This is a genomic window from Flammeovirga sp. AWQ4_249 (assembly GCF_056161045.1).
Map to the genome: position 1 here is coordinate 1 of NZ_JBSWYJ010000077.1, position 9,610 is coordinate 9,610.

Genomic DNA, 9,610 nt, shown 5'->3' on the forward strand with positions numbered 1-9,610 from the left:
GCTCATTAATTTTACAAAGAGAAATTTCGAGGGTTGATCAAAACATTTTGAAATCTAAAAAATAGATTTACACAGTTTCTGAGATACTCCCTTGAAAGTAGACCGTTACTCATATATCACCAAACTATATCATAACCCCATAAATAACATGGGCAAAAAAAACGACCTCCTCAACTAAGAAAAGGTCGTCTCCATATCTATAAAAAACTAGCTAAAACTAAGCTAACTCTTGCGCTTTCTCAACAACAGCATCCAAGCCATTGATATCCTTACCACCAGCAGTAGCGAAGAAAGGTTGTCCACCTCCACCGCCTTTGATTTCTTTCGCTAATTCCTTAACGATTTTACCAGCGTGTAAGTCTTTTGCTTTCACTAACTCCTCGTCGATCATAACAGCCACTTGAGGCTTACCATCAACGTCAGCCGCTAAGATCAAGAAAATGTTATCAACCACTGCTTTTAAGTCGTAAGCCAATTGCTTCAATCCTTGAGCATTTGGTACAGAAACTTTCTCTGCGATAAAGTTGAAATCATCTTTAGCCACAGCCTTAGAAGCCAATTCGTTTTTCACAGCTTGTAACTCTTTGTTACGAAGAGTTTCAACTTCTTTTGCTAAAGCATTTTTAGATTCTACTAAGTCAGCTGCAGCTTTCTTAGGGTCTTTTGCTTTTAAAATCTCTTTGATTTCTGCTAATAAATTGATTTGCTCATCTACATACTCTTCAGCAGCATCGGCAGTGATAGCCTCAATACGACGTACACCTGCAGCCACTGATGATTCAGCAGTGATTTTGAATAAACCAATTTTACCCGTAGCAGGAACGTGAGTACCACCACAAAGTTCAACTGAGTAAGAACTATCGAAAGTAATTACACGAACGAAGTCACCGTATTTCTCACCGAATAATGCAGTAGCACCCATTGCTTTTGCATCTTCGATAGGAACGTTTCTTTGCTCGTTTAATTTTATATTTTGACGGATTCTTTGGTTAACGATTTTTTCAATCTTAGCAATTTCGTCAGCCTCTACTTTTTGGAAGTGAGAGAAGTCAAAACGTAAGTGCTTATCATTTACCAGTGAACCTTTTTGAGCAACGTGATCACCCAATACTTCTTGCAATGCAGCGTGTAGTAAGTGAGTAGCAGAGTGATTATTCTCTGTTAAAGATCTACGTGTAGCATCTACTTTAGCCACTACTGGAGCAGCAGGGTTAGAAGGTAATTTGTTCGCGAAGTGAATGATCAAATCGTTTTCTTTCTTTGTATCGAAGATTGCGATCGTCTCATCACCTGAAACTAAAGTACCCTTATCACCAACTTGTCCACCACTTTCTGCATAGAAAGGAGTTTGGTCTAGTACTAACTGTATAATTGTTTTCTTCTTCTCTGTTACTTCACGGTAACGTAAGATAGAAGCGTCTGATTCTAATGCATCGTAACCCAAGAATTCAACTGAGTTACCATCGTTTACATCAATCCAATCTCCTTTTTCTGAACTTGAAGCAGCACGAGCTCTGTCTTTTTGCTCTTGCATTGCCGCATCGAAACCAGCAGTGTCTACTGAGAATCCGTTTTCAGAAGCAATCAATTGCGTTAAATCAAGAGGGAAACCGAATGTATCATACAATGTGAAAGCCTCTTTACCAGCAATCGTTTTGTCAGAAGCACCGTTCATTGCTTTCTGAAGAATAGCTAAACCTTTCTCTAATGTTCTTAAGAAAGCCGCTTCTTCTTGCATAACTACTTTCTTGATGAAATCTCTTTGTGAAATGATTTCAGGGAAAGTTTCTTCAAACTGATCAGAAAGAATATCAACTAACTCATACATAAATGGTTTGTTGAAATCTAAGAAAGTATAACCGTAACGTACCGCTCTACGAAGGATACGACGAATTACATAACCTGCTTTGTTGTTTGAAGGTAATTGACCGTCAGCAATAGCAAATGAAATTGCACGGATATGGTCAGAGATCACACGGATAGCGATATCTATTTTCTCATCTTTACCATATTCCTTACCAGATTTCGCTGCTAAGAATTGGATCATTGGTTGGAATACGTCAGTATCGTAGTTTGATTCTTTTTGTTGAATCGCCATACATAAACGTTCGAATCCCATACCTGTATCGATATGTTTGTTAGGAAGAGAAACTAATGAACCATCAGCCTTACGGTTGAATTGCATAAATACAAGGTTCCAGATCTCTACTACTAACGGGTGATCTTCGTTGACTAAAGTAAGACCATCTTCTTTGGCTCTTTCTTCATCATTACGAAGGTCAATATGGATTTCAGAACAAGGACCACAAGGACCTGTTTCACCCATTTCCCAGAAGTTATCTTTTTTGTTGGCAAGGATAATTCTTTCTTCAGCGATTAAGCCTTTCCAGATATCCTTTGCTTCTTGGTCCATTTCAGTACCGTCAGTTTTGTCACCTTCGAATACTGTCACGTATAATCTATCTTTTGGTAGTTTGTAAACTTCAGTAAGAAGTTCCCAAGCCCACTCAATTGCTTCTTTTTTGAAATAATCTCCGAATGACCAGTTTCCTAGCATTTCGAACATTGTGTGGTGGTATGTATCAATACCTACCTCTTCCAAATCGTTGTGCTTACCAGATACACGTAAACATTTTTGAGTATCGGCGACACGTTTGTCCTCGGCGGCTTTGTTTCCTAAGAAATAATCTTTGAATTGATTCATACCTGCGTTGGTAAACATCAACGTAGGGTCGTTTTTAATCACAAGTGGTGCCGAAGGAACGATGGCGTGCTGCTTGCTTTGGAAGAATTCCAAGAACGTGCGGCGAATACTTTTTGCGTCCATGTATGTTTCTCTAGTGAGTTTTATAAATTTTCAAATTTTTGATCGTGCAAAAATAAGATATTTTCTTTATCTATTTAACGATCTTAGTAATAGAAGTGCTGATAATAACCTTCTTTTAATAAAAAAAGAGAATTCGGGGTGAATTCTCTTATGAATTATAAATATTTAGTACTAATTCTTGTATTACAAGGTTTAGCTTATCTTCATTTCCACGGAAGGTTATCCATCCATACTTATCTTTTTGTTTATTGAAGACAATGAAGAAATTTTTCTTTTTGAATATTTCAACATCAGTTCCACCTATTGAAAGTACTTTTATTTTTTTGTAGCCATTAGTAACATTTTGATAGGTCTCTTCCGATTCATCGCTTTTCACAATGATATCATCTGCTTTTACATTTTTAGAGGGTATCCTCTTCGTGGGTTGATCTCCTCCTGCAAAAGAGGAAAGGGATATAATAGCGGTTAATAAAATTAGGATTATACGTTTTCTCATGTCAGTGTAGTCGTTGGAATATTATGCAACTTGTTGATTATTAGGTACTATAAAACAATGAAATTTGTTGCCTTTTTTTAAATCTATTCACATAACAAACTGACTAAATATTATTAGTTGAATTGATTAGAAATTATAAACATCAGCAATTAATATATTAATGATCTTTCCATACTCTTTATGATGCCCTCTAAAGGATACCCAACCATACTTATGGTGAAGCTGAGTAACGATCATGGTATCATCATGATTGGATTTATTTTTATAGATTAAAATCTTAACAACCTCGCTAGATACTAACTCCTTTTTGAGTCTATAATTTTTCGTGATCCTTTGAAGATCTGTCTCTAGATTTCCATGAGCAATTACTTCTTGACTTTTTGTGATGGGATTTGTAATGCGGATATATTTTCCAGATGCATATGAAAAATGCATTAGAATAGTAAAGACGAAGATTGAAATTAGATTTTTCATAATAAAGCTGATATATGTTCATCTATATCAACAGAACTTATTGAAAATCATCCCTTTCATTACACCTTGTTGACAATAATTACATTTGTTTTCACTTCAAAAAAATTATTCACTAATTAAAACTTGATTATATTTACAATGCGATATGTGTAAGAACGATTGTCTTATGCTATAATATGCGACTGATTTTCAGTTGTTACTAACTTAATTAATAAGAAAATGAAGACTTTTGAAGTCAGATTACCCTATTCAATTTTAGCTCCTGATACCTGTTTTTCTCAGCTAGATCCTGAGTGGTCAGAGCTAGATTCATGGATTGTTAGGGCAAAAAAAATTGGAGTAGAAGTAGTACTTGTTCCTGTGTTATGGAAACTAGTAGAAGGAGAAGGGAAAGCGTCAGATCAAGAAAAACATTATATACAATACAATTGGCATTTTTATAGAAGTCTTATCAATAAGCTGGTGGAGAGTGAGCTTCAAATCGTGGTTGAATTTAATTTCAACATGGTCAACGATTATGATGAAAACTATCTCTGTACTTTACCAGATTGGTTGTGGGGTAAACTCATGAGTGATAACGAAGAGATTAAAGTATTAAGCCAATTAAAATACGTCAATAAGTCAGGAGGTAGTGCTCAAGATGCAGTTTCATTATGGGCTGATCATTATGTAATGCCTTATTATGATGAATTTGTACAATCGTTTAAAAAGCATTTTGAAGACTATGCTTCTTCTTTTACAAAGTTTATTATCTCTGCTTCTCCACAAGGAGAATTAAGCTATCCGATCAATGAATGTTCTTTTCCAAAAAGGAGTATGCAATGTTATTCTCCAACTGCTTTGGATGACTTTGATAATTACGTTCGTGAGAAATATAAAGGATACAAAACAGCAGCAAATAAATGGGGGATTGAAGAAATAAAAGATAAAGCGTCTTTATTCAATTACTTCAAAGAAAATGATGTATTACAAAGCAAAAAATACTATGATACCTTATATGGTTTTGATGTAACATCATGGTACAATAAATCTTTGTGTACACATGGAAATAAGCTATTGCATATCCTACAAAATACCTTTAGCGATAAAGGTTACGAAAATACAAAAGTTTGTATACGTACTTCTATGGCTTATGCAGAGCAAAGTTTAAAAAACGCTCCGCATCAAATGGAAGTAGGTGCAGGGATGATTGCGGTAAACAAAGATAACTCTTTAGGAGATGCTTATCGAAAATCATTGGCGATTTTGTCTGAAGGAATCAAACAAGATAGATTAGGGTTAATTATTCCAACTAAAAGTAGAACGGAGTATAAAGATAATTCTGAATATGCAGAAAAATTAAAGCAGCTTCTTGAATTTGGCTTTGAAAACCCTATTTCTTTCTATTTAGAAAATGATTCTATTGAAGGAGTAAACTCACATGTAATTTGGGATAATGCTGAACTTTGGTTATTAACACATGATACGCTAACAGGATTGATCGTCAATAATATGAAAGTATTATTTGAACGAATTGATACAGGTAGTCATCGTTTAAAAGAGTTGATTCGTAAGGTTAAATTCAAAGATGATCATGTAGAAAGAAAACAAAAGTCATTTAGAGTAATGGGACCTCTTCACGTGAAGACGCATAATCCTAGAAGACTTTTGGAAGATAGTGATTGGTTGACTGTATCTAAGCAATTGGATAAGATGAAAGAAATTGGTGTTTCTGCCGTCTCAATTGATATATGGTGGGGCTTGGTAGAAGGCACACAGTCTAACATGTTTGATTGGACTTACTATGATAATATGGTTAAGCTGATTGAATCAAAAGGACTAAATTGGGTACCCATTTTATCTTTCCATCAAGCTGGAGGAAATGTCAATGATGACTTTACCCAAATGATTCCTCTATGGATTTGGGGTAAAATAGTAGAAGAAAATCCTCAATTAGAAACTATTCAAGATCTTCAATATGTATCCGAAACGGGTGATGTAAGTGTAGAATATGTTTCCCTATGGGCAGATTCTTATGTTATTCCATACTATGAACGTTTCATGAAAGCGTTTAAAGAAAGATATAAGAAATATGCCTGGATGACGGATGAAATTAATGTCAGTTTAGGACCTGCAGGTGAATTGAGATATCCATCTTACAATGCGCACGATTGGGGTGATTATCCAAACAGAGGTACTTTACAATGTTATAGTAGATTAGCGAAAGAAGATTTCCAAAGTCACTTAATCAATCTTTACGGTAGCTTGGATTATATCAATGAATTATGGCAAACGACCTACGAGTCGGCATCTGAAATTCCATTACCAAATGCAGATGAATTATTCGCAACAAAGGATATTACAAATACGCGATATAAGCAAGATTTCTTCAAATGGTATAACGATAGTTTAGCAAAACATGGTAATGCCATTATCAGAAGAGCCGTTTCTATCTTTAATGAAGATTTTGAAAAAGTACCTGTAGGCTTCAAAATGCCCGGTATTCACTGGTTAATCAGTGATCCAAATCAACCAAGAGTAGCAGAAATTACTGCGGGATTGATCGCTCCATATCCTGGAATTGGTGCTACAGATAGAGGAGAATATACGGAGATGCTTAAGAAAATCATTGATAAAGACATCAAAGATGATATTGTTCTTCACTTCACATGTCTTGAAAAAATGAACAAAGACTGGGAAGGTTACTCTAGAGCAGAAGATTTAGTAATGTGGTTCTCTAATTCGGCAAAGAAATTAGGAATACAAGTAATGGGTGAAAATGCCCTTTATCACGAATTATATAGTCAATCAGGTTGGGATCAAATTGAGAAAGCATTAACGAGAACAAATACTAGCTACACTGGTATTACAATCTTGAGAATGCAAAATTTATTCTCAGACAATAACTTCCCAATTGAGAAATATGCGGAATTGATTAATCGATTACGTTAATATTCTTTTGAACATAATTAATATAACCATCAGTGAAGTGGGATTTACTGATGGTTATTTTTTATATTAATACTTCAATCATACCAATCCGACGCATACTTTATGGAAATTAGAGACTTTGATAAAGCATTACATGCTTGGTGTCACATTTTTGATGGACGAAGAGAAAAAGATTCTATTATTTTTAATAATGAACTTGGGAGTGGGGTAGTTGATGGTTTTAAGTGTAGTGATAAAATGGAAGTATTCCGATTTGATTTTACCTTAAAGAAACCTATTGCTTCAGATGGAACAAAATTAAATAGTATTGATAAATATATTCCTGTTTTCTTTGGTGAACCTGCTGAACAAAAAACAATTGGTATTGATAAAGGAAATAATGAAGTAGAAGAATTTGCTGTTTTTACAGAAGGTGCATTTACAACTAATACAAAGGATACGATTAGTTGGGAATTTTTCTCTGAAAGACCGATCAAATTTATTTCTGTACGATTAAAGAAAGAATATTACCATGAACTAGCCAATCGATCAGAATACCATAAAGATCTCTTTTCAGAAAATGAGCCTTTTTATATTTTTGAAGAATTTGATCCCGTCATGCATGGAATGTTTTGGCGTTCTTATTCTTTAGAAAGAGGAGGGGCTTATGAAAAAGAATTAATTCAAGCATGTGCTCTACATCTTATAGGTACTTTTTTCACGAAAGTGGATAAAAGAGAAGAAATGCTGGAAACGAATAAGTATCCTTTTAATACGAAAGCTGTTTTTAAAGCACGAAAGATTTTACGAACCCGATTAAACAAACAAATATCGATCGATGAACTTGGAAGGGAATGTGGCCTAAGTGCTAGTAGACTTAGAGCTTTATTCAAACAAGTTTTTGGTGTAACGATTCATCAATTCCATCAGGATGTACGATTAGATACCGCTCGAACCTATTTAACCGAAGGTGAAAAAACAATGTCCATGATCGCTATGGATTTAGGTTTTTCAAGTGCAAGTCATTTTTCCGCAACTTTTAAAAAGAAATTTGGGGTAACACCAAGAGAATTTAAAGACGACCTAAGAAGATAATGTTGTTTTTTAAACAATTTTCACAATCTATTTAAATAATAATCATTTTATGTTATTTCTTAGTCAAATAAGCAAAAATTGACAGTAAGTAATAGACGTTTATTTTCACATACAAAAAATAAAAAAAAAGTTATGAGAAAAAATTTAGTCTATTTATTCACTGCGTTTTACGCTTTATTTTCATTTACATCATGTGTCAACGAAGAAGATAATCCAGATCAAGTTTCTGACTATGATACGGTTGTAACACATGAAAATGATGATTATGACGCTAGCTTTGAGTCTGCTGTTACATTCACAGTTTCTTCTACTGTTGCTCATCCAGGAGAAGACCAAGATACAAACTTAGACTTAAGCAATCTTTCATCTACAGATCAAGTAATTATTAATGCAGCCATTGAAAACATGGAACGTGCAGGTTACGTCAAGTCTGCCACTGAAGAGGGTGCGGATTTAGTTGTTTTACCTTATTCATTTGATAATACAGTTGTTGGATCTATAACATCATGGCCAGCTTACTGGGGTGACTATTGGGGTGGTTACTGGGGTGATTATTGGGGATGGTACTATCCTTACTATGGTTATCCTATGACAACTTATTATACTTATGATCAGGGAACTGTAATTTTAGAGATCATTGATACTCGCGTGGAAGCGGTTCAAGAAGATGGCACTGAAAAAATGCCTGTTATCTGGCAAGGAATCTTAAATGGTACTGAAACAAATGTTGCAGACAACCAAAATAGAATCCAAAAGGGAATTTCTCAAATGTTCTCTCAGTCACCTTATATCTCTAAAAATTAATTTTAAACAACTTAGATTAAAAACATATCTACCCTTATGAAAAATATTAAAAAATTAGTCGGTCTACTGGTCTTCATTTTAGTAAGCAATGTATCAGTAAATGCACAAGATCTTATAGGAATCACTTATAGCATGACGGTTCCAACTACTGGTGTCAATGATTATATATCTGATGCTTCATTCCGTGGAGGTACTTTAGAGTATCGTCACTTCCTAAACGATAATATTTCTGTAGGTGGTTACTTAGGTTATCATCATTTTGAACAAGCAATGGGTTACAATGTCTATTCTAATGAGAATGGAGCAATCTCAGGTGAGGAATTCAGAGATTCTCAAGTGGTCAACACAATGGGTACAGTTTATTATCACTTTGGTCAATTGGGTGGTATCAGACCTTACGCAGGTGTAGGGATTGGTGCTGCAGGCAATTATATCTATGATCAATTAGGAGGAATTGGTGTTTCAGATCAATATTGGGGATTTGCTGTTGCTCCTGAAGTAGGTGTACTTGTACCAATGGGTAATAGTGGTGTCAATCTTTTATCAAATGTGAAATATAACTATTCTACTGGAGCTAAAGGATATGATGGATTAGGTTATTGGGATTTCAATATTGGTTTAGCATTTGAATTCTAATTATTAATACTTTTAAGTATTCTACTAAACAACACACATCAATAAATCACAATTTCAAGAGTTACTTATACTTCTTGAGATTGTGATTTTTCATTTATAAACTTCTGATTTTTAATGAAATAGATATATTTTGATAAAACACAATTGAATTCTATAAATAATGCTTGTAGTAAGTTCCGTTATATAGATCAGATAGAATGATAAAAAGTAGTATAGACAGTAGTTAGATTATATAGTGAAAGAGGTTATCCATTGGGTGACCTTTTTTTTGTTTCAAATCTTTCATAACAATGTGTAAAAGGCGTAAAATGGTATTTTTGAATCGAAATCTATAAATATCACAATGTAAATTCTCCGTTATATAAAGC

Annotated in this window: 7 protein-coding genes; 4 read left to right on the plus strand and 3 right to left on the minus strand. The window is 34.3% G+C overall.

Annotated features, from left to right (window positions below; genetic code table 11):
* Positions 1-217 precede the first annotated feature (217 nt).
* The 3 genes from alaS to ACXAHM_RS25550 form a co-directional block, all read right to left on the minus strand.
* Positions 218-2,827 carry an alanine--tRNA ligase gene (gene alaS / locus ACXAHM_RS25540; protein WP_474966875.1) on the minus strand — a complete coding sequence of 870 codons (2,610 nt, stop codon included), beginning with the start codon at positions 2,825-2,827 and terminating at the stop codon, positions 218-220.
* A 148-nt stretch (positions 2,828-2,975) separates the two neighbouring features.
* Complete coding sequence (locus ACXAHM_RS25545) at positions 2,976-3,323, minus strand: hypothetical protein (RefSeq protein WP_474966879.1); 348 nt, start codon at positions 3,321-3,323, stop codon at positions 2,976-2,978.
* Between the two features lie 126 nt (positions 3,324-3,449).
* A complete protein-coding gene (locus tag ACXAHM_RS25550) occupies positions 3,450-3,797 on the minus strand; it encodes a hypothetical protein (protein WP_474966881.1) in 348 nt (115 codons plus the stop codon).
* 219 nt (positions 3,798-4,016) lie between these two features.
* On the opposite strand from ACXAHM_RS25550, the gene ACXAHM_RS25555 reads away from it, so the two are divergent.
* The 4 genes from ACXAHM_RS25555 to ACXAHM_RS25570 all read left to right on the plus strand — a co-directional run bounded on the left by ACXAHM_RS25555 (position 4,017) and on the right by ACXAHM_RS25570 (position 9,242).
* Positions 4,017-6,728, plus strand: coding sequence for a family 14 glycosylhydrolase (locus ACXAHM_RS25555; RefSeq protein ID WP_474966885.1), 2,712 nt, complete (start codon positions 4,017-4,019; stop codon positions 6,726-6,728).
* A gap of 102 nt (positions 6,729-6,830) precedes the next feature.
* On the plus strand, positions 6,831-7,802 hold the full coding sequence (locus tag ACXAHM_RS25560) for a helix-turn-helix domain-containing protein (RefSeq protein ID WP_474966889.1): 972 nt from the start codon (positions 6,831-6,833) through the stop codon (positions 7,800-7,802).
* A gap of 132 nt (positions 7,803-7,934) precedes the next feature.
* On the plus strand, positions 7,935-8,606 hold the full coding sequence (locus ACXAHM_RS25565) for a DUF4136 domain-containing protein (RefSeq protein ID WP_474966893.1): 672 nt from the start codon (positions 7,935-7,937) through the stop codon (positions 8,604-8,606).
* Between the two features lie 36 nt (positions 8,607-8,642).
* Positions 8,643-9,242, plus strand: coding sequence for a hypothetical protein (locus ACXAHM_RS25570; protein ID WP_474966897.1), 600 nt, complete (start codon positions 8,643-8,645; stop codon positions 9,240-9,242).
* The last annotated feature ends 368 nt before the right edge of the window (positions 9,243-9,610 follow it).